This window comes from Streptomyces sp. NPDC033229 (assembly GCF_055576875.1).
Map to the genome: position 1 here is coordinate 277,279 of NZ_JBVIQR010000004.1, position 19,260 is coordinate 296,538.

General features: G+C 71.1%; 16 protein-coding genes and 1 tRNA gene. 8 read left to right on the plus strand and 9 right to left on the minus strand.

Features of this window, described 5'->3' with window-relative positions:
- Positions 1–66: 66 nt before the first annotated feature.
- Both ACZ53N_RS06195 and ACZ53N_RS06200 read right to left on the minus strand, forming a co-directional pair.
- Positions 67–918, minus strand: coding sequence for a MurR/RpiR family transcriptional regulator (locus ACZ53N_RS06195; protein WP_469139766.1), 852 nt, complete (start codon positions 916–918; stop codon positions 67–69).
- Between the two features lie 287 nt (positions 919–1,205).
- Complete coding sequence (locus tag ACZ53N_RS06200; protein ID WP_469139767.1) at positions 1,206–2,579, minus strand: acyl-CoA synthetase; 1,374 nt, start codon at positions 2,577–2,579, stop codon at positions 1,206–1,208.
- Between the two features lie 108 nt (positions 2,580–2,687).
- Here ACZ53N_RS06200 and ACZ53N_RS06205 point away from each other — a divergent pair, with 108 nt between their 5' ends.
- Complete coding sequence (locus ACZ53N_RS06205) at positions 2,688–3,122, plus strand: hypothetical protein (RefSeq protein ID WP_469139768.1); 435 nt, start codon at positions 2,688–2,690, stop codon at positions 3,120–3,122.
- Positions 3,123–3,492: 370 nt separating this feature from the next.
- Here the strand turns inward: ACZ53N_RS06205 and ACZ53N_RS06210 are convergent, their stop codons facing one another.
- Positions 3,493–4,881, minus strand: coding sequence for a cystathionine beta-synthase (locus ACZ53N_RS06210; RefSeq protein ID WP_469139769.1), 1,389 nt, complete (start codon positions 4,879–4,881; stop codon positions 3,493–3,495).
- Between the two features lie 171 nt (positions 4,882–5,052).
- Between ACZ53N_RS06210 and ACZ53N_RS06215 the strand changes: the two genes are divergently transcribed.
- The 3 genes from ACZ53N_RS06215 (at position 5,053) to ACZ53N_RS06225 (ending at position 8,779) form a co-directional block, all read left to right on the plus strand.
- Positions 5,053–6,081, plus strand: a complete 1,029-nt coding sequence (locus ACZ53N_RS06215; RefSeq protein WP_469139770.1) for an SGNH/GDSL hydrolase family protein — start codon at positions 5,053–5,055, stop codon at positions 6,079–6,081.
- Positions 6,082–6,297: 216 nt separating this feature from the next.
- On the plus strand, positions 6,298–7,518 hold the full coding sequence (locus ACZ53N_RS06220) for an acetyl-CoA C-acetyltransferase (protein WP_469139771.1): 1,221 nt from the start codon (positions 6,298–6,300) through the stop codon (positions 7,516–7,518).
- Positions 7,519–7,933: 415 nt separating this feature from the next.
- Entirely contained in the window at positions 7,934–8,779 is an 846-nt protein-coding gene (locus ACZ53N_RS06225; protein WP_469139772.1) for a hypothetical protein, read from the plus strand.
- An 84-nt stretch (positions 8,780–8,863) separates the two neighbouring features.
- Here the strand turns inward: ACZ53N_RS06225 and ACZ53N_RS06230 are convergent, their stop codons facing one another.
- Positions 8,864–9,202 carry a hypothetical protein gene (locus ACZ53N_RS06230; protein WP_356458258.1) on the minus strand — a complete coding sequence of 113 codons (339 nt, stop codon included), beginning with the start codon at positions 9,200–9,202 and terminating at the stop codon, positions 8,864–8,866.
- Positions 9,203–9,300: 98 nt separating this feature from the next.
- Here ACZ53N_RS06230 and ACZ53N_RS06235 point away from each other — a divergent pair, with 98 nt between their 5' ends.
- On the plus strand, positions 9,301–9,531 hold the full coding sequence (locus ACZ53N_RS06235; protein WP_469139827.1) for a DUF4287 domain-containing protein: 231 nt from the start codon (positions 9,301–9,303) through the stop codon (positions 9,529–9,531).
- Between the two features lie 115 nt (positions 9,532–9,646).
- On the opposite strand, the gene ACZ53N_RS06240 is transcribed toward ACZ53N_RS06235, so the two are convergent.
- On the minus strand, positions 9,647–10,519 hold the full coding sequence (locus tag ACZ53N_RS06240) for a Bax inhibitor-1/YccA family protein (RefSeq protein ID WP_469139773.1): 873 nt from the start codon (positions 10,517–10,519) through the stop codon (positions 9,647–9,649).
- 226 nt (positions 10,520–10,745) lie between these two features.
- A tRNA-Leu gene (locus ACZ53N_RS06245) sits at positions 10,746–10,830 on the minus strand.
- A 398-nt stretch (positions 10,831–11,228) separates the two neighbouring features.
- Here ACZ53N_RS06245 and ACZ53N_RS06250 point away from each other — a divergent pair.
- Both ACZ53N_RS06250 and ACZ53N_RS06255 read left to right on the plus strand, forming a co-directional pair.
- The gene (locus tag ACZ53N_RS06250; protein ID WP_362222289.1) at positions 11,229–12,011 is read left to right on the plus strand and encodes an ABC transporter ATP-binding protein; all 783 of its coding nucleotides are present in this window, start codon (positions 11,229–11,231) and stop codon (positions 12,009–12,011) included.
- 103 nt (positions 12,012–12,114) lie between these two features.
- The gene (locus ACZ53N_RS06255) at positions 12,115–14,634 is read left to right on the plus strand and encodes an ABC transporter permease (protein WP_469139774.1); all 2,520 of its coding nucleotides are present in this window, start codon (positions 12,115–12,117) and stop codon (positions 14,632–14,634) included.
- 98 nt (positions 14,635–14,732) lie between these two features.
- On the opposite strand, the gene ACZ53N_RS06260 is transcribed toward ACZ53N_RS06255, so the two are convergent.
- Together ACZ53N_RS06260 and ACZ53N_RS06265 are read right to left on the minus strand one after the other, a co-directional pair.
- The gene (locus ACZ53N_RS06260; RefSeq protein ID WP_469139775.1) at positions 14,733–16,052 is read right to left on the minus strand and encodes a class I SAM-dependent methyltransferase; all 1,320 of its coding nucleotides are present in this window, start codon (positions 16,050–16,052) and stop codon (positions 14,733–14,735) included.
- Positions 16,053–16,230: 178 nt separating this feature from the next.
- Positions 16,231–17,610 (minus strand): NAD(P)/FAD-dependent oxidoreductase, encoded by a 1,380-nt coding sequence (locus ACZ53N_RS06265; RefSeq protein WP_469139776.1) that lies wholly within the window; start codon positions 17,608–17,610, stop codon positions 16,231–16,233.
- A 715-nt stretch (positions 17,611–18,325) separates the two neighbouring features.
- Here ACZ53N_RS06265 and ACZ53N_RS06270 point away from each other — a divergent pair.
- A complete protein-coding gene (locus ACZ53N_RS06270; protein ID WP_469139777.1) occupies positions 18,326–18,553 on the plus strand; it encodes a DUF6243 family protein in 228 nt (75 codons plus the stop codon).
- 80 nt (positions 18,554–18,633) lie between these two features.
- Here the strand turns inward: ACZ53N_RS06270 and ACZ53N_RS06275 are convergent, their stop codons facing one another.
- The gene (locus ACZ53N_RS06275) at positions 18,634–19,209 is read right to left on the minus strand and encodes an HD domain-containing protein (RefSeq protein WP_469139778.1); all 576 of its coding nucleotides are present in this window, start codon (positions 19,207–19,209) and stop codon (positions 18,634–18,636) included.
- Positions 19,210–19,260 lie beyond the last annotated feature (51 nt).

Here is a 19,260-nt window from a genome sequence, read left to right on the forward strand (position 1 = left end):
GCGGCAAGACAGCCCGCAGCCGAAGAACGCCGCGCAGCGGAGGCCACACACACCGCAGGGGCAAGGTCACTCCACGAACAGCCCCCGCGCAGCGGCCTTCGCGTCGAACTCCTCCAGCCGCGCCTGCGCATCCGGCAGCGCGTCGCACATCGCCTCCAGCAGCACCCGCCCCAGCAGCATCGGCGCGCACGCCGTGTCGAAGGCGAGGCCCGTACCGACGGCGGCGGGGAGCAAGTAGTCGGTGTGGCTCGCGACGGGGGCGAAGGTGGAGTCGGCGACGGTGACGACGGTCAGCCCGGCGCCCCGCGCGTACTCCAGCGCCTCGACGACCTCGCGCGGGTGGCGGGGCAGCGCGAAGCACAGCAGGGCGCTCGCCCCCGCCCGTACGGCCGCGTCGATGCGGTCGGCGAGCAGGGTGCCGCCCTCGTCGAGGAGCCGGACGTCGGGGTGGACCTTGCGGGCGAAGTAGACGAAGCCGCCCGCCTGGGCGGCCGCCGCGCGCAGACCGAGCACGGGCAGCGGCCGGGAGGCGGCGAGCAGCCGCCCGGCCCGTGCGACGGGGGCCGGGTCGGCGAGCAGCGAGGCGAGGTGGCGGAGGTTGTCGATCTCGGCGTGGACGGCCTGCTGGTACTCGTTGTACGAGCCCTCGCCGGGCGCCTCGGCGGCGGGCACGACATCGCGCAGATGGCGGCGCAGGGCGGGGTAGCCGTCGAAGCCGAGGGCGACCGCGAAGCGGGTCACGGACGGCTGGCTGACGCCCGCCAGCTCGGCCAGCTCGACGCTGGAGAGGAAGGGCGCGTCGGCCGCCCGCCGCACCATGCAGTGGGCGATGCGGCGCTGGGTCGGCGTCAGCCGGTGCCCCTCGAAGAGCTTCTGCAGGCGCGCGGTGGCTTCCGGCTCGCCCCCGGTCTCCGTCATCGGGCCCCTCCATGGTGTTCGACGGTTCACTCGACCCCGGACCCCCATTCAGATGGTCCTGACTCTGCATGAATATATGCAGCGCGCTGCCGCCGTCCACTGCGGCGCCCTCTACCTGCCCGGCGGATCATGGGGGCGCGCCGCCGCTGCGCGGTGGTGTCCAAGCGCCGGACGGGCTGGTGGGCTGGGCCCAGCCCAATCAAGCCCGTCCGGCGCTTGAGGACGCGCCCGCAGGGCGCCCGCCGCCGCAGGCGGCAACGACGAGTCCGCAGCCGAAGATCCGCCGGTCAGGCGAGGGGCGGCAGCAGCTTCTTCTGCGGCTTGCCCATCGCGTTGCGCGGCAGCGCGTCCAGGAAGCGGATCCGACGCGGCCGCTTGTGCACGGACAGATGCCCGGCCACGAAGTCGATCAGCGCCTTCTCGCTCACCTCGTCGGCCACGACATAGGCGACGATCTCCTGGCCCAGGTCCTCGTGCGGGGCCCCGACAACGGCCGCCTCGCGCACCGCGGGGTGGTCGAGCAGCGCGTTCTCCACCTCGCCCGCCCCGACGCGGTAGCCGCCCGACTTGATCAGGTCGGTGGAGGCCCGGCCCACGATGCGGTGCGAACCGTCCGCCTCGATGGCGGCGATGTCTCCGGTGCGGAACCAGCCGTCGTCGGTGTACGAGGCCGCCGTCGCCTCCGGACGGCCCAGGTACCCGGTGAACAGCGTCGGCCCGGACACCTCCAGCTCACCGATCTCCGCGCCGTCCTCCGCCACCACGCGCGTCCGCACCCCGGACAGCGGCAGCCCGACCGAGCCCGGCCGACGCTCCCCGTCGGCCCGCGCGGAGACGGTGATCAGGGTCTCGGTCATGCCGTACCGCTCGACGGGCCGCTGCCCGGTGAGCCGTTCCAGATCCCGGAAGACGGGCGCGGGCAGGGCCGCGCTGCCCGACACCAGCAGCCGCGCCCCGCTCAGCTCCCGCGCGGCGTCCGGTTCGCGGACGACGCGGGACCACACGGTCGGCACCCCGAAGTACAGGCTGCCGCCGGCCGCCGCGTACGCCTGCGGGGTCGGCCTGCCGGTGTGCACCAGGCGGCACCCGGTGCGCAGCGCGCCCAGGACGCCCAGCACGAGGCCGTGCACATGGAAGAGCGGCAGCCCGTGCACGAGCGTGTCCTCCGCCGTCCACTGCCAGGCCTCCGCGAGCCCGTCCAGGCCCGCCGCCACCGCGCCGCGCGAGATCAGCGCTCCCTTGGGCGCCCCCGTCGTCCCGGAGGTGTAGAGGATCAGCGCGGTCGCCTTCGGGTCCTCCGCCACGGCGGAGAAGTCGGCGCGCTCCCCCGGGTCCACCGGCACGTCGGCGTCCTCGTCGCCGCCCAGGACGAGTTCGGCGCCGGAGTCCCGCAGGATGTGCTCCCGCTCGGCCGGCCCGGCGTCGGGCGGCAGCGGCACCACGGGTACTCCGGCGAGCAGCCCGCCCACGACGGCCACGACCGTCGCCGCGGTCGCGTCGGCCCGCACGGCCACGGAGGCCGCGCCCGCGATCCGGGACGCCACCGCGCCCGCGGCGCCCAGGAGTTCCTCCCGCGAGAGGGACTGCCCGGCGACGGTCAGGGCATCGGCCCGGTCGACCGCCCCGGGCCCGGCGAGGGACGACAGCAGAGGTTCGGGCACGGACTGCTCCTTCCACGGGGGCCTCGCGCGCGCGGGGACTGCCCCTACTGCGGATACGGGTGCTGGCCCCACTGACCGCGGGGCCCCAGTGACCGTACCGTTGCGGGCATGATGGCCCGCGACCCCGAGCTGAAAAAGGAACTCGACGCGACCCTCCAGACCCGTAAGGAGCTGGGGTCGGAGTACGAGTCGGAACTCATCGACGCTTTCCTGGAAAAGGTCGAGCGGAAAGTCGAGCAGAAGCTCGACGGCACGGTCGACAAGCGGGTGCGACGGCACCTCGCCGAACAGCAGATGACGGTCGCCCGCGGCGGCCGGCCCCGCGCGGGAGACCCCGACACGGGCGGCTTCGGCGAGCGCTTCGGTTTCGCCGCGGTCTCCCTGGTCCTGGCGATCCCGCTGTCCGCCATAGCCGTGGCCAACGCGGGTCTGTCCGGCCTGCTGGTGAGCTGGGCGGGCATCGTCGGCGTCAACGTGGCGCAGTCGGCGGGAGGTTTCCCCTGGCTGCGCGGCCGCCGGAAGGAACCCGGCGACTGGGATTAGCGCCACCACCGCTGCGCGGCGATTGAGGACGCGCCCGCAGGGCGCCCGCCGCCGCAGGCGGCAAGTCGGCCGACCGCAGGCCACAACGCGGAAGGGGACCGCCGCACCACCGGCCGAGGCCAGGGTCGGGACGACGGCGGTCCCCCATCAGGACGCGGTCCGAACCAGCCGAGCCGACGTCCGCGTCCGGGCGGCCGTGGAGTCCGGGAGCCGCTCCGGAGTTCCCGCCGCCGTTCATGCGTGCCGGCTCCGGGCGGGAAGCCCGTGCCGACACCCCTCACTATGCCGGGCCGTTGTTAAGTCCGTGCTGCCGGCACGTGACGTGTACGTGCCTTTGACGGCCCGTTCGTTGGCCGACAGGCCACCGGCGTCACTTGGTGGCGCTCTCCGCGAGGAAGGCCAGCAGGTCCTGACGGCTCACCACACCGGTCGGTTTGCCCTCGACGAGGACAACCGCCGCGTCGGCCTGGCCGAGCACGGCCATCAGGTCACCGACCGGCTCGCCGGAGCCGACCTGCGGCAGCGGCGGGCACATGTGCTTCTCCAGCGGGTCGGAGAGGGAGGCGCGCTGAGCGAAAAGGGCGTCCAGCAGCTCGCGCTCCACGACCGAGCCGATGACCTCGGCGGCCATCACATCGGGGTGCCCCGCTCCCGGCTTCACGATGGGCATCTGCGAGACGCCGTACTCGCGGAGCACCTCGATGGCCTCACCCACGGTCTCCTCGGGGTGCATGTGCACCAGGGAAGGCATGTCGCCCTCCTTGCGGCGCAGCACGTCGGCGACGCGCGCGGCGTCGCCCGCCTCCTCGAGGAAGCCGTAGTCCGCCATCCACTCGTCGTTGAAGATCTTGCTGAGGTAGCCGCGGCCGCTGTCGGGCAGCAGGACGACGACCACGTCGTCCGGGCCGAGCCCCTCGGCGGCGCGCAGGGCGCTGACGACCGCCATGCCGCAGGAGCCGCCGACGAGCAGGCCCTCCTCCTTGGCGAGGCGGCGAGTCATCTGGAAGGCGTCCTTGTCGGAGACCGCGATGATCTCGTCGGTCACCGTGCCGTCGTAGGCGGTCGGCCAGAAGTCCTCACCGACGCCCTCGATCAGGTACGGACGGCCGGAGCCGCCGCTGTAGACCGAGCCCTCCGGGTCCGAGCCGATGACCTTGACCCGGCCGCCGCTGATCTCCTTGAGGTAGCGGCCGGTGCCGCTGATCGTGCCGCCGGTGCCGACGCCCGCGACGAAGTGGGTGATCTTCCCCGCCGTCTGCTCCCACAGCTCGGGGCCGGTGGACTCGTAGTGGGAAAGGGGGTTGTTCGGGTTGCTGTACTGGTCCGGCTTCCAGGCGTTGGGGGTCTCCGCGACGAGCCGGTCGGACACGTTGTAGTAGGAGTCCGGGTGCTCGGGGTCCACCGCGGTCGGGCAGACCACGACCTCCGCGCCGTACGCCCGCAGCACATTGATCTTGTCAGTGGAGACCTTGTCCGGGCAGACGAAGATGCACTTGTAGCCCTTCTGCTGAGCCACGATCGCAAGGCCCACGCCCGTGTTGCCGGACGTCGGCTCGACAATCGTGCCGCCGGGCTTCAGTTCGCCGGACTTCTCGGCGGCCTCGATCATCCGCACGGCGATACGGTCCTTCACCGAGCCGCCGGGGTTGAAGTATTCGATCTTGGCAAGCACGGTGGCTTGAAGGCCTTCGGTCACGCTGTTGAGCTTCACGAGCGGGGTGTTGCCAACGAGCTCAATCATCGAATCGTGATACTGCACGGTGATCTCCGCGGTCGGGGGCACTAGCGGTCGTCGCGTACCCATACATCCAGCCTATTGCGCCGCCGAGTGCACTAGCGGCGCGTTGCGCGGGCGGGCGCTCGGGGCAACAAGCTGTTAGCACGGTCGGGCAAGGGTGCGCGGCGGTGGATCGGGAGGAGGCCCGGGCCTATGTCCATGTCGAGGGCGAGGGTCGCACGGCGGATCGCGGCCGCCGCCGCGTACGGCGGTGGCGGGGTCGGACTGCTGGGCGGGGCGGCGCTGGGCGTGCTGCTCACGGAGGTCGCGCTGGCCAGGCGGGTGGTCGGCGGTCACAACGACGCCCCGCCGCGCGCGGACGGCCGCTACGGGTCCTCCTTCGTCCACCGGCTGGGGCAGGAGCCGCTGCTGCTGGGCGTGCTCGGCGACTCCACGGCCGCCGGGCAGGGCGTGCACCGCCCCCGGCAGACGCCTGGGGCCCTGCTGGCCTCGGGGCTCGCCGCGGTCGCGGAGCGTCCCGTGGAGCTGCGCAACGTGGCGCTGTCGGGTGCGCAGTCGCACGACCTGGAGCGGCAGGTCACCATGCTGCTGTCCGACCCGGCCCGGACCCCCGACGTCTGCGTGATCATGATCGGCGCGAACGACGTCACCCACCGGATGCCCTTCGCCCGGTCCGTGCGGCTGCTCTCCGACGCGGTGCGCAGACTGCGCGAGGCGGGCTGCGAGGTGGTCGTGGGCACCTGCCCCGACCTGGGCACGATCGAGCCGGTGTACCAGCCGCTGCGCTGGCTGGCCCGGAAGCTGAGCCGCCAGCTGGCGGCGGCGCAGACCATAGGCGTGCTGGAGGCGGGTGGCCGTACGGTCTCGCTGGGCGCGCTGCTGGGGCCGGAGTTCGAGCAGAACCCGCGGGAGCTGTTCGGTCCGGACAACTACCACCCCTCGGCCGAGGGATACGCGACGGCGGCCATGGCGGTGCTGCCGACCCTGTGCGCCGCGCTGGGCTGCTGGCCGGAGGACGAGGAGCGGCCGGACGCCACGCGCCGCGAGGGCATCCTGCCCGTGGCCCGGGCGGCCGCGGAGGCGGCGGCCGAGGGCGGTACGGAGGTCACGGCGGCCCGCGGCCGGTGGGCCCTGCTCAAGCACCGCAAGCGGCGGCGCCTGCCCGCGCACACGGAGGCCACGCCCCACCACGTCTGGTCCCGGGCGCGGCGCGAGGCGTGAGCGGTGGGGCGGTCGCCGCGATGCCGGGCGACCGGGCCCACCCACCGCGCTGCCTGAGCAGCCGCTTAGAAAAGAGGCCCGCATCACAGCGCGCAGTCGGTGACCGTGGCTCTACGTGCGGGTAACTTCCAGTTGAGTCCGTCCCGCCCGCCACCCGGCCACCACCCCTCAACGAGGCGCTGCGCGCCGCACCTTCACTCGTCCCCTGGAGCCGTGATGCCCGAAGCCGTGATCGTCTCAACCGCCCGCTCCCCCATCGGCCGCGCCTTCAAGGGCTCGTTGAAGGACCTGCGCCCCGACGATCTGACCGCCACGATCATCCAGGCGGCGCTCGCCAAGATCCCCGAGCTCGACCCGCGCGACATCGACGACCTGATGCTCGGCTGCGGTCTGCCCGGCGGCGAGCAGGGCCACAACCTGGGCCGCATCGTGGCCGTGCAGATGGGCATGGACCACCTGCCGGGCTGCACGATCACCCGTTACTGTTCCTCGTCGCTCCAGACCTCGCGGATGGCGCTGCACGCCATCAAGGCGGGCGAGGGCGACGTCTTCATCTCGGCGGGCGTCGAGATGGTCTCCCGGTCCGTCAATGGCTCCTCCGACGGGATGCCCGGGACCCACAACCCGCTCTTCGCGGACGCCGAGGCCCGCACCGCCGAGCGCGCCGCGCAGGAGGGCACTGACTGGCACGACCCGCGCGAGGACGGGCTCGTACCGGACGCGTACATCGCGATGGGGCAGACGGCCGAGAACCTGGCCCGCCTCAAGGGCGTCACCCGCCAGGACATGGACGAGTTCGGCGTGCGGTCGCAGAACCTCGCCGAGGAAGCCATCAAGAACGGCTTCTGGGAGCGCGAGATCACTCCGGTCACCACTCCGGACGGCACGGTCGTCTCGAAGGACGACGGTCCGCGCGCGGGGGTGACCCTGGAGGGCGTCTCGGGCCTGAAGCCCGCCTTCCGCCCCGACGGTCTGATCACGGCGGCCAACTGCTGCCCGCTCAACGACGGCGCCGCCGCCCTGGTGATCATGTCCGACACGAAGGCGCGCGAGCTGGGCCTGACCCCGCTCGCCCGGATCGTCTCGACCGGCGTCTCGGGCCTGTCCCCCGAGATCATGGGCTACGGGCCGGTGGAGGCCAGCAAGCAGGCCCTGAAGCGGGCCGGCCTGGGCATCGGCGACATCGACCTGGTCGAGATCAACGAGGCGTTCGCGGCACAGGTCATCCCCTCGTACCGGGACCTCGGCATCGACCTGGACCGGCTGAACGTCAACGGCGGTGCCATCGCCGTGGGTCACCCCTTCGGCATGACCGGCGCGCGCATCACGGGCACGCTCATCAACTCGCTGCAGTTCCACGACAAGCAGTTCGGTCTGGAAACGATGTGCGTGGGCGGTGGCCAGGGCATGGCGATGGTGATCGAGCGGCTGAGCTGAGCCGTAGCGGAGGGCAGGGGTCGCCGACCGCATCGATGTGCGGCTCCGCCGCGTGGCGAGGCGGCACCTGCCCGCAGCGGAGGATCGGCTCAGCCGCGACCGGAAAGCCCGAGCGGCTGAGCTGATCAGGGCTGATCCCGCCCTGTTCAGGGCTGACCTGCGGGTCTGTCGAGCGACGCACATCTGACCCCATATCGGCCTCCGGCGTGGCCGTGCGGGAACGTGACCGAATCTCCCCCAGGATGTGACCAATGTCCCGGGGGAGATTCGTTTCCCCAGGTCAGGGTCGTTGAAGGAACAACGTCCAGGCCCTTGGTCCCGCCCGTTTCATGACGTTTTGCACTACGCTCCGGGGGCATCGCGCGCGAAGCTGAGGTAGGAATTCGGGGGATCTATTGCAACCGGGAGTACGTCAGTGAGCGCCATGTCCCTTGCCCTGCTGCTTGCCGCTGCCACCGCGACGGCGGCGGGCGCCGCCGCCCTGCACACCACACGCGGTCTGCGCCGGCAGATCACCGCCCTGCGCACCGAGCTGGCGGCCGCCACCGCGGACCGCCCGGTCCACGCGCCCGTGCCCGCCGCCCGTACCGCCCCCGTGGCGGAGCTCTCCGAGATACGCGCGGCCGTCGCCGACGCGCTCGCCGAGGAGCGCGAGCGGGAGCTGGCCGAGGCCCGCGCGTTCTGGGCGGCGCAGGAGGCCCGGGACGCCGCCGACGCCCCCTCCCTGCTGGGCGGCCTGGCCGGCCTCGGGGACGACCTGCTGACGCCCGACGGCCCCTACAGCGGGCTCTTCGTGCCCCGCCAGGCCGACCTCGCCGGTCTGGAGCCGCTGACGGGCGCCGATCCGCTGACCGAGGCGGCCGAGGCCGTCGCCGACGCGGAGGCCGCCGAATCGCCCGAGCTGGCCGCAGCGCGCCGCCGCCACCCCTCGCACCCGGACTTCTCGCCGTTCCCCCGGATCGACGACCACGAGCGCACCGTCGAGCGCCTCGCCGAACTGGCGGAGACCCGGATGCCGCTGGCCGACGTCCGCCCCGGCCCGCTCGGCACCCTCGACGTGTACGTCTTCGCCGACGGCACCACGATCTGCATGACCCCGGGCCACCGCGAGACCGCCGAGCGGCTCGCGGACGCGCTGCGCACCGGCGACGCCCCCGTCCTGCTGGGCGGTTCCGGGGTCTCCGGCGCGTACGCCCTGACGTTCGGCTGCGCGTCGGGGAACGTCTACGTCCTCGCCGACCGCGTCATCGCCTCGCTGTAGCCCCTCACGGCCCCGGCAGGGGCCGCACGGCTCTCCACGCGCCCCGGGGGCCCGGCACGCCTTCCGCCGCCCTCCGTAAGGCCTTTACAGGCCGCAGCGCTTCGCCGCGGCCTCGACGAGGGCCACGGCCTCGGCCACCCCCGGACCCGTCGCGGCCGGATCCCCACCGCCGACGGCCAGCGCTTCGGCCAAATCGTGGCCGGCCACGGCCACTTGGTCGGCGACCGCGAACATGCCGGCCTCGGGCATCTCCCGGGGCGCGGGCGTCCCCGGTTCCTCGACGGCTTGCGTCCAGGCGGCCAGCTCTCGGGCCAGGGCCAGCGCTTCCGCCGCCGCCCCCCGGCTCAGTCGGGACTGCGGCAGGGCACGCAGCCGGTCGGCGAAGGCGTCCACAGCGGCCAGAAGAGGCGTCACATCATCCACGCCGCGAGCCTATGCGCCGCCCACCGACTGTTGCCAACGCCTGAACACTCAGGCACGGTGACATGAAGGACCATCATTCGACGCGTCCGGAGGCGCCGATGACCCACGTCTTCTCCGACGAGACCCACCGGAATCTGCTCTCCCGAATCCCCCAATGCACCGGCCGCGAGATCTCCGACTGGCTGCGCACGGTCGACGAAGGCCCCTCTCTCTTCCGCTTCGAGGAGAAGGTGAGCTGGCTGCGGGGGGAGCACGACCTCGCATACGGCCACGCCAAGGCGATCGTCCACGAGTACGACCTCCGGCGGGCGGCGCGGAAGCTGGGATAACCGCACACCCGGCGAAACGACCCCCGACAGACGACGAAGGGCCCGGGAAGGCATCGCCTTCCCGGGCCCTTCCGGTCGCGCGCGGCGACCGGAATTCAGCTACTGCTCACACCCGTCAGTCGCTGCTCAGCAGCGAGATCAGGCGCAGCATCTCGGTGTAGATCCACACGAGCGAGAGCGTCAGGCCGAAGGCCGCCAGCCAGGACTCCTCGCGGGGGGCGCCGTAGCGGACGCCGTCCTCGATCTGCTTGAAGTCCAGCGCGAGGAACGCCGCGCCGAGCAGCACGCCGACGATGCCGACGACGATGCCGAGGCCGCCGGTGCGGAAGCCGAGGCCGTCGCCACCGCCGAAGACGGCGAAGAGCATGTTGACGGCCATCAGCAGCACGAAGCCGATCGCGGCCGCCATCACGAAGCGGGTGAACCTGCGGTCGACCCGGATGAGGCGGGTCTTGTAGGCGATCAGGACACCCACGAAGACGGCGGTCGTACCGAGCACCGCCTGCATCGGGGCGCCTTGGGCGACGTTGTTGTAGACCTGGCTGATCACACCGAGGAACAGGCCCTCGAAGACGGCGTAGCCGAGGATCAGCGCGGGAACGGGCTTGGCCTTGAACGCCTGGACGAAGCCGAGCACCATCGCGACGAGACCGGCACCGAATCCGAGCGCCACGGGCAGCTCGAGCGCCCAGGCCAGACCGGCGGCGACGACGACCGCGCCCAGCGTCATGCCGGTGCGCGAGACGACGTCGTCCATGGTCATCCGGCCGGGCTGCGCCGGGGCCTGCGGGGCACCGTGCTGCAGGTCGGGACCGCCGGTCGCGTACGGGTTCGCCGCGTACGGGTTGGTGGGCTCGGCGTACGGGTTGGTCGCGTAGGGGTTGCCCTGGGTCGCGGCCCCGGCCTGCGGCCCCGCGTTGAAGCCCGCGTAGCCGCCGTTGTCGCGGCTGAACCCCCGTCGCGAGAAGACCGGGTTGCTGCTCCTCATTTCACTCCTCCATGGCCACCCTGCGCGGCCTTGCGACAAGGGTAATAGGTAGGCAAAGAAATGGCCCTCCTGCTTGGGGACGATCTTTTTCTTCGCACGTCTTCCCTGACAACGCAAACCGAAGTCGGTCGGTTCCACGTGACGCGTCGCACACCGAGAAACGGCGGGGTACATTCCGCTTCCGGCGGAGACCGCGCCCGCGTATGGATACAGCACGCGTGCGCGTTGGTGCCCGGAACCGGACTCGAACCGGCACGGCCGTAAGGCCAGCGAGGTTTAAGCTCGCCGTGTCTGCATTCCACCATCCGGGCAGAGCTCTCGGGCCGTAACGGGCTGGGAGGCGCGCGCGCCTCACCAGAAGAGAGCAGGACGAGCCTATCCGGGGAGCGCCCCCCAAACAGCGGAACGATGACCCGAGGTTGTCTTATTTTATTGGCAACTGAGGGCCTATCAGTGCAGGGATGACGCCATTGGCACATGCCAGGGGCCGATCTCCCCCGTTCATCCCCCCGCCCCTCGCGCCGTCCGCAATTGTCGCAATCTCGTCTTCGGCACTCAGGGGCGCCCTCCTACCAAAGGATGACGAACCGCTCGGCGGCTACCCCTTGAGTCTGTCCCGGGAACGGGAGCTGGGTCTGATCCCGGCGGCATATCCGCACAGGACGATGGAGACACGTCCCCGCCCTCGTTCTGACAGGAGTGCTCCACCGTGACCACCACCCCCTTCGGCGCCCAGACCGCCGTTCGCACCACCGCGGTGGCGGCCCGCGCCACGGACCTCACCAAGGTCTACGGACAGGGCGAGACCCAGGTGGTCGCCCTGGACGCCGTGTCCGTGGAGTTCCGTCAGGCCGAGTTCACCGCGATCATGGGCCCGTCCGGCTCCGGCAAGTCGACGCTGATGCACTGCATGGCGGGCCTCGACTCCGTCTCCGGCGGCTCGGCACGGATCGGCGACACCGAGCTCACCTCGCTGAACGACAAGAAGCTCACCCGCCTGCGGCGCGACAAGATCGGCTTCATCTTCCAGGCGTTCAACCTGCTGCCGACGCTGAACGCCCTGGAGAACATCACGCTTCCCATGGACATCGCGGGCCGCAAGCCCGACAAGCAGTGGCTGGACATGGTCGTCGACACCGTCGGCCTCTCCGGGCGGCTCAAGCACCGGCCCAACCAGCTCTCCGGCGGCCAGCAGCAGCGCGTCGCCGTGGCCCGCGCGCTGGCCGGCCGACCCGAGATCATGTTCGCCGACGAGCCGACCGGAAACCTCGACTCCCGCTCCGGCGCCGAGGTGCTCGGCTTCCTGCGCAACTCGGTGCGCGAGCTCGGCCAGACCGTGGTGATGGTCACCCACGACCCCGTCGCCGCCTCCTACGCCGACCGCGTCGTCTTCCTCGCCGACGGCCGCATCGTCGACGAGCTGCGCGAGCCCACCGCCGACGCGGTCCTCGACCGCATGAAGCGCTTCGACGCCAAGGGCCGCACGAGCTGAGGAACGGGGACAGCCCCCGGACCGACTTCCGTAGCCCCCTCCCTCTCGTCCCCCTCGCCCCTCACCCGTCACAGGGACGAGGGAACCCCACTCAGGACTGACCATGTTCCGTACCGCCTTGCGCAATGTGCTCGCGCACAAGGCCCGGCTGCTGATGACCGTCCTCGCCGTCATGCTCGGCGTGGCCTTCGTCTCCGGCACCCTGGTCTTCACCTCGACCATCTCGGACGCCTACCAGAAGAGCTCCCAGAAGGGCTTCACCGGCGTCGACGTCGCCATCCAGCCCCACCGGGAGGACGGCGACAAGGGCAAGCCCGGTGCCGCGCCCGACCTCGCCCAGGGCCTGCTCGACCGGGCCGCGAAGGTGCCGGGCGCCGCCTCCGCCACCGGCTCCGTCAACGGCTTCGCCGCGATATCGGACAAGAAGGGCAAGCTCGTCGGTGAGGGCTTCGCCTCCTCCGGCGCCAACTACTACCCGGGCGCCGGCGGCAAGGACCCCCGCTACCCGATGAAGACCGGCCGCGCGCCGCGGACCAAGGGCGAGATCGCCCTCGACGCCACCACCGCCGACCGCGCGGGCTACAAGGTCGGCGACACCGTCCGGGTCTCGGTGAACGGTCCGGTGCTGCCGCAGAAGGTCACCGGCATCTTCACCACCGACGACGGCAACGTCGCCGCCGGTGGCAGCCTCGCCCTCTTCGACACCCCGACCGCGCAGCAGCTCTACGCCAAGCCCGGCCGGTTCAGCGAGATCGACGTGAAGGCCGCGCCCGGCACCTCCCAGGCCGCGCTCAAGGCCGAGCTGGACAAGATCCTGCCGCGCGACGCCGAGGCCACCACCGGCAAGAAGCTCGCCGACGACCAGGCGAAGATCATCGCCGCCGGCATGGACGGCATGAAGGACGCCCTGCTGATCTTCGCGGGCATCTCGCTCTTCGTCGGCATCTTCATCATCGCCAACACCTTCACCATGCTGGTCTCGCAGCGCACCAAGGAGCTGGCGCTGATGCGCGCGGTCGGCGCGAGCCGCCGCCAGGTCACCCGCTCCGTGCTCATCGAGGCGTTCGTCGTCGGCGCGGTCGCGGCCGTCGCGGGCCTCGTGGCCGGCATCGGCATCGGCTCCGGTCTGCGCGCCCTGATGAACGGCACCGGGGTCACCGTCCCCGACGGGCCGCTCGTGATCCCGCCGTCCGCGGTCATCAGCTCGCTGGTCGTCGGCATCGTCGTGACGATGCTCGCCGCCTGGCTGCCCGGCCGCCGCGCCGCGAAGATCCCGCCGGTCGCCGCCATGAACAGCGTGCACGCCGTGGCCACCATCCGGTCGCTCGTGGTCCGCAACTCCATCGGCGCCGTCCTCTCCGCCGCCGGTGTCGCGCTCGTCCTCGTCTCGAAGACCCACTCGATCCTCGGCATCGGCGCCGCGCTGCTGCTCGTCGGCGTCTTCGTGCTCACCCCGCTGCTGTCCCGTCCGCTGATCGCCGCCGCGGCCCCCGTGCTGCGCGTCTTCGGGATGCCCGGCAAGCTCGCCCGGCAGAACGCGGTCCGCAACCCGCGCCGCACCGCCGCGACCGCCTCGGCCCTGATGATCGGCCTCACCCTGATCACCGGTCTGACCGTGATCGCGGGCAGCGTGTCCAAGGCCATCGACAAGATGGCCACGGACGCCATCAAGGCCGACTACATCGTCTCCATGGCGAGCCGGACCCCGCTCTCCCCGGACGTCGAGAAGAAGCTGTCCGCGCTGGACGAGGTCACCGCCGCCACCCCGCTGCGCCAGTCCCCGTCCCGGATCGACGGCGACTTCCAGCAGCTCGTCGGGGTCAACGGCAAGACCATCGCCGACCTCACCAAGCTCGACTTCACCAAGGGCTCGTTCGCCGGCCTCTCCGGCAACAAGGTCGTCGTCGACGACAAGACCGCCCGCAGCTACGGCTGGAAGCTCGGCTCGACCCTCGATGCCACCTACGAGGACGGCAAGCGGGGCAAGCTCACGGTCTCGGGCGTCTACCAGGGCAACGACCTCATGCGCGGCATCATGGTCGACACCAGGACCCTCGCCCCGCACCAGAGCGAGATCACCGACCAGCAGGTCATGGTCAAGACCAAGGCCGGTACGAGCGAGGCGTCCAAGGAGTCGCTGCGCAAGGCCCTCGGCGACAACCCGGCCATTTTGATCCAGTCCAAGAAGGACGTCTCCGAGAGCATCGCCGGCGCGATCAACCTGATGCTCAACATGCTCTACGGGCTGCTCGCGATGGCCGTGATCGTCGCGGTGCTCGGCGTCGTCAACACCCTCGCGATGTCCGTCTTCGAGCGGTCGCAGGAGATCGGCATGCTGCGCGCCATCGGCCTGGACCGCAAGGGCATCAAGCGGATGGTGCGGCTGGAGTCGCTCGTCATCTCGCTCTTCGGCGGGGTGCTCGGCATCGGCCTCGGCGTCTTCTTCGGCTGGGCGGCCGGCGAGCTGATCCGCAACGCCATGGCCACCTACGAGCTGGTGCTCCCGTGGGGCCGCATGGGGATCTTCCTGCTGCTGGCCGCCGCCGTGGGCGTGCTGGCCGCGCTGTGGCCCGCCCGCCGGGCGGCCCGGCTGAACATGCTCTCGGCCATCAAGGCCGAGTAGCGGGCGCGGGCTCCGCGGCCGGCCCGAATCCGGCCGCGGCGCCCGTCACGAAGGCCCGTACCGCGATGTCGCGGTACGGGCCTTCGTCCTTACCGGGCTCAGCCCCGCCACTCCCGGGTCCGCAGCGACAGCCCGGACGCCCCGGATTGCGGTGTACGGACCGCCAGCACCTGGTTGACCCCTATCCGGTTGCGCTCGAAGGACAGGGCGGACGCGGCCATGTAGAGCCGCCAGACGCGAGCGCGACCGGGCGAGCTGAGCCGCACGGCCTCGTCCCAGTGCGCCTCCAGATTGGCCACCCAGCGGCGCAGCGTCAGGGCGTAGTGCTCGCGCAGCGCCTCCACGTCGCGCACCTCGAACCCGGCGCGCTCCAGCTGCCCGACGGTCCGGCCGACGGGCGCGAGCTCCCCGTCGGGGAAGACGTAGCGGTCGATGAACTCGTCGACCTCGTAGGCCCCCTCGTCCGTCAGCGGCCGGCGGGCGATCTGGTGGTTGAGCAGCCGGCCGCCGGGCTTCAGCAGCCCGTACAGCTCGGCGGCGTACTCGGCGTAGCGCGCGGAGCCGACGTGCTCGGCCATGCCGATGGAGGAAACGGCGTCGAACGGCCCGTCGAAGGTCTCGCGGTAGTCCTGGACCCGTATCTCGACGCGGTCCGCCAGCCCGGCCTCGGCGACCCGCTTACGGGCGTACGCGGCCTGCTCCTCGGAGAGCGTGATGCCCACCGCGCTCACCCCGTACTCGCGGGCGGCGTGCAGCACCATCGAGCCCCAGCCGCAGCCGACGTCCAGGAGCCGCTGTCCGGGTTCGAGGGCCAGCTTGCGGCAGACGAGGTCGAGTTTGGCGCGCTGGGCCTCTTCGAGGGTGGAGCCGGGGCCGTCCCAGTAGGCGCAGGAGTAGACCATCGAGGGGCCGAGGACCCGCTCGTAGAAGTCGTTGCCCACGTCGTAGTGGTGGCTGATGGCCGCCTTGTCGCGGCGCAGGGTGTGCAGCGGGCCGCCGCGCGGTCGGGGCGCCTCCTCGGGCGGCGGCGACGGCGGCAGCCAGGGCCCGGCGATCTTGATCAGCTCGATGCCCGCCGCGCGCGTGCCCGGATCGCGCAGGGCGCTCAGCAGGACGGTGAGGCCCGAGGTGCGGGCGGCGGCGTCCTCGCCGCGCTCCCAGAGGGAGCCGGAGAGCAGGTCGAGGGCTTCGTAGAGATCGCCCTCGATGTCGAGGTCACCGGCGACCCAGGCGCGGGCCAGGCCCAGCTCGCCGGGCTTCCACAGCAGTCTGCGCAGGGCACGACGACGGCGGATGACCAGGACCGGGGTCCCCGGAGGGCCGGACTCGCTGCGGTCCCAGGCGCGCAGCCGCACCGGGAGCGGGGCTCCCAGTACCTGCTCCGCGAGCGCGGTGAGCCGTCCAGCGGCGTCGGCCATGTCGCACACCTCCGTGATGAAGCGCCAGGAAAAGATTCATCTGACACCTAAACACTTTCGGGTCGCGCTGTACTCCCGTCCCCTGAGACTTGGTCAACTCCCCAACCGTTAAACATGCCGAAGGGCGCCCACCCCACGGAAGATGGACGCCCTTTGGACTACGTACTGCGGCTTGGCGCTAGGAGGCCTTGGCCTTCTCCGCGTCGGCCTTCTTGGCCTGCGGGGCCGGCTTGGCCGCCTCGTAGAACTCCTCGCGGGGGTTCTCCATGGCGCCGAGCGAGACGACCTCGCGCTTGAGGAACATGCCCAGCGTCCAGTCGGCCAGGACGCGGATCTTCCGGTTGAAGGTCGGCATCGCCATGCCGTGGTAGCCACGGTGCATGTACCAGGCGAGACGGCCCTTGAGCTTGATCTTCATCTTGCCCATGACGATCATCGCGACGCCCTTGTGCAGGCCGAGGCCCGCGACGGCGCCCTTGTTGGCGTGCGAGTACGTCTTCTGCGGGAAGCCGCGCATGCCGGAGATCACGTTGTCGCCGAGGACCTTCGCCTGACGCAGCGCGTGCTGGGCGTTCGGCGGGCACCAGGCGTTCGGGTTACCGGCGTTGCGGCCGACCACGTCCGGAACCTGGGCGTTGTCGCCCGCGGCCCAGATGTAGTCGGTGCCCTGGACCTGGAGGGTCTCGGAGGTGTCGACGTGGCCACGCGGACCGAGCGGCAGGCCGAAGCGGGCCAGCGCCGGGTTGGGCTTGACGCCCGCGGTCCACACGATCGTGTTGGAGTCGACCTCGAGGCCGTTCTTCAGCACGACGTGGCCGTCGATGCAGGAGTCCATGGACGTCGAGAGGTGAATCTCGATGCCGCGGCTCGCCAGGTGCTTCTTGCCGTACTCGCCGAGCTTCGGGCCGACCTCGGGAAGGATCTTGTCGGCGGCGTCGACGAGGACGAAACGCATGTCCTCGCGCTTGACGTTCGGGTAGTACTTGGCGGCGTCGCGCGCCATGTCCTCGACCTCGCCGATGGTCTCCGCGCCCGCGAAGCCACCGCCGATGAAGACGAAGGTCAGCGCCTTGCGGCGGATCTCCTCGTCGGTCGTGGAGTCAGCCTTGTCGAGCTGCTCCAGGACGTGGTTGCGCAGGCCGATGGCCTCCTCGATGCCCTTCATGCCGATGCCGTTCTCGGCGAGGCCGGGGATCGGGAAGGTTCGGGAGACGGCGCCGAGCGCGATGACCAGGTAATCGAAGGGCAGCTCGTACGCCTCGCCGACGAGCGGCGCGACGGTGGCGACCTTCCGGTCATGGTCGATCGTGGTGACGCGGCCGGTGAGGACCTCCGCCTTGGGGAGCACGCGTCGCAGCGGCACCACGACGTGGCGGGGGGAGATGCTGCCGGCAGCTGCTTCGGGCAGGAAGGGCTGGTAGGTCATGTACGAGCGCGGGTCGACGACCGTGACGGTCGCCTCCGCGTACCGCATCTTCTTAAGGATGCGGCGCGCCGCGTACAGGCCGACGTACCCACCGCCTACTACGAGGATCCGTGGACGCTCCGTGGTGCTCATGTTTCGAGTATCCAGCACTCTCGGGAGGGGTGCTCGTGAGCCCCTTCACAAGGTCTGAGGGCCCATCTGCTACACTCCGCCGCCCCCGTGACCCACGCCATACTCCCGAAAGGGAACCACGCACCGGCCGCATCCGTTGTTCACCCCTGCTGAACTGGCCTTGCGCCCTTCGCGGTCACTGGACCAGCGGTATGGAACCGTCTGCATAAACGTTCCTTTAACCCCCATGAAACCGGACGGTTTCCGACCGCCAGGGCCTGTCGGGCCCCGAAAGGGGGCCGGAAGGCCCCTGCGGGTGCCCATCGAGCCACTTTTTCATGTGAAGGATTTCACGAACCTTTTTCGCGGAGGGCCTCCGAAGCCCCTCGCTCGGCACTCCAGGCACCCACCGGGGCGCCCCGGACCCCCGCACCAGGGGTGAGCAAAAGCTGGCAGTCTCCGCGCACGCACAGGATCCGGACGTACAGCCCACGTGAACCGCCCCCCCCTGGCCCCTTGCCGGGGGCGACCTCACCCACGGCCACGACAACGCCTGGGGAGGCGAAAAGGCTGGTGCGCGGGGCCGACGGAACCGGGTAACGTCTTTGTCATGTTCTTCCAGGCGCCGATTTACGAGTGAGAGCGTGATGGGCCCCTGCTGACGTCCTTCGACGTCGCCGCCCGTCCCCCACCGATGAATCCGTAGATCACTTCACCATCATTACCGGGAGAACCCGTGACCGTGAGCAAGAACATCAACAACCCCGTGGGCCAGGGCGGCGGCCAGCGCAAGAGGCAGTCCCGCGCCGAACGGCAGAACAACGGCCCGCACCGCAACCTCGACCGCCAGGGCGCGGCCGACCAGAAGGCGGAGCTGGTGCGCAAGATGCGCGAGAAGGCAGCCGCCGCCGAGACCGCCGGGCAGGCGGACGACGACACCGGCGACGACACCGCACAGAGCTGACGCACCGCCGCCACAGGGCGGCACCGTACGGGGCAGGGCCCGGACCGCGAAGCGCGGTCCGGGCCCTGCTGCCGTGCGGACTACGGCAGGTAGACGCGCTGCCACTCCAGCGACGACATCCCCTGCGCGGCATCGGCCAGCGCGATCGCCGACGGCGTCTTCAGCTTGGCCCGCGTGCTGTCGACCCACTCCTGGGCCTTGCCGTAGCCCTGCTCCAGGTACTCCAGCCCCTGGATCATGCATTCCAGCTTGTCCGCGTCGCGCGCGACCATGACGTCGAGCGAATCACCGTTCTCGTACTCGTGGACAACGGCTTGCACCCCCGCCGCCACAGCGGGGTGCGCCTGGGACACCTGGTCGGCGGTGACCTTCTCGTTGTCGGCCGCCGTGAGGTAGCGGCGGCCGATCCAGGGGATGTCGCCGATCCGAGTCTCCTGGGTGTCGTGGAAGGTGCAGAGCAGCGCGACCTTCGCGGGGTCGGCGCCTTCCATCATCGCCAGCACCGATCCAATGACGGCGGTACGGAAGCTGTGCTCCGCGATCGACTCGGGGTCCTTCACGCCGACGATCCACCAGCCGGTGCGCTTCGCGCGCTTCAGCAGGCCCATTTCCATCAGGTAGCACACGGACCCCTTGGCGTACTGATCGTCAGTCATGCGGCCTGTCCTTCCGTAGGTTTCCCGGGTGGCTCTGGCCAGACCGTAGTG